Source organism: Amycolatopsis sp. NPDC057786, from assembly GCF_042797905.1.
Taxonomy (GTDB): Bacteria; Actinomycetota; Actinomycetes; order Mycobacteriales; family Pseudonocardiaceae; genus Amycolatopsis.
Map to the genome: position 1 here is coordinate 1 of NZ_JBHVKW010000208.1, position 1,339 is coordinate 1,339.

1 protein-coding gene is annotated in these 1,339 nt (G+C 67.0%); it reads left to right on the plus strand.

The annotated features are described in order from the left end of the window. Window positions 1–106: 106 nt before the first annotated feature. Window positions 107–1,267, plus strand: a complete 1,161-nt coding sequence (locus tag ACFVM3_RS41915) for an integrase core domain-containing protein (protein WP_378445488.1) — start codon at window positions 107–109, stop codon at window positions 1,265–1,267. Window positions 1,268–1,339 lie beyond the last annotated feature (72 nt).

Consider the following 1,339-nt stretch of genomic DNA (forward strand, 5'->3'; position numbering starts at 1 on the left):
TTCTTCAGTCTCATGAGAGTTGTCGTACTGTGTGTCTCACTTGATGTGTCGCTTGATCGCGCTATGACTTTGTGTCGTGGCGAGGAAGCAGGCGAAGATGAGGCTCATGGACGCGACCCTGATCGTGGATCCGGAGATCGAGAATGTGGCCGAGTGGTGCCGGGTGAATGGCGTGAATCCACGCACGTTTTACCGGCACCGCGCCCGGATCCTGGCCGAGGGCGAGTGGCGGCCCCGGTCACGGCGGCCGCACTCGAGCCCGGCTGCGACGCCCGAGCCGGTGGTCGAGCTGATCCTGCGGTTGCGGGAGGAGCTGGCTCCGGACAACGGTGCGGACAACATTCGGGCCGAGCTGGAAACACTGGTGAACAGCCCCGGCTGGCCGGTCGGGACGCGGGTGCCGGCGCGGGCCACGATCAACCGGATCCTGGACCGCAACGGCCTGCTGGAGAAGAACCCGAAGAAGCGTCCACGTTCGTCGTGGCGCCGGTTCGCTTATGCCCGGCCGCGGGACTGCTATCAGATCGACGGCACCGAGCACACCCTCGCCGACGGCAGTGTGGTGGTGGCCATCGACGTGCTCGACGACTGCTCCCGGGTCTGGGTGGCCAGCCATGTCGCGCCCGCGGAGACCCCTGCCGCCGCCCTGGCCGCGATCACCGCCGCCATCACCGGCTGGGGCCCGCCCGGACTGATCCTGGCCGACAACGGCACCGCCTGGGCTCACCCCCACCGGTCCCGCGACAAGACCCTGACCAGCGTTTTCTCTCGAACCGTGTCCGCCGCCCACGGCAGCCGGGTGATCCATTCCAGCCCGTATCACCCGCAGACCTGCGGCAAGGTCGAACGCCTGCACGGCACCGCCGCCCGGTTACTGAATCACCGCTGGCCCGATCCGGCCGCCAGCATCGCCGAGCTGCAAACCCGCCTGGACCAAGTCCGCGAGCACTACAACACCCGCCGTCGGCACTCCGCCCTCAACACCACCCCGGCCCTGGCCTGGACCCACGCCGCCAGCCACGGCGGACCAGGCGATCTGCCCCGCCAAGACGACGCCACCGTCCACAAGATCAAGGTCATGCCCAACGGCACCGTCGCCCTCGCCGACTACCGCATCAGCGTCGGCCGCGAACACGCCGGCACCATCATCACCCTGCTCCGCTGCGGCGAGCGGGTCACCGCCTACACCACCAACGGCGACCCGCTCGGACACATAACCCTGGACGAAACCAAGAAATACCAAGGAAAAATCGCCCAGGCAGCCTAGCCCACACACCTACACCATGACACAACTACCGAGACACACCCTTGACACATCTCCCGAGACATGACAACGGTT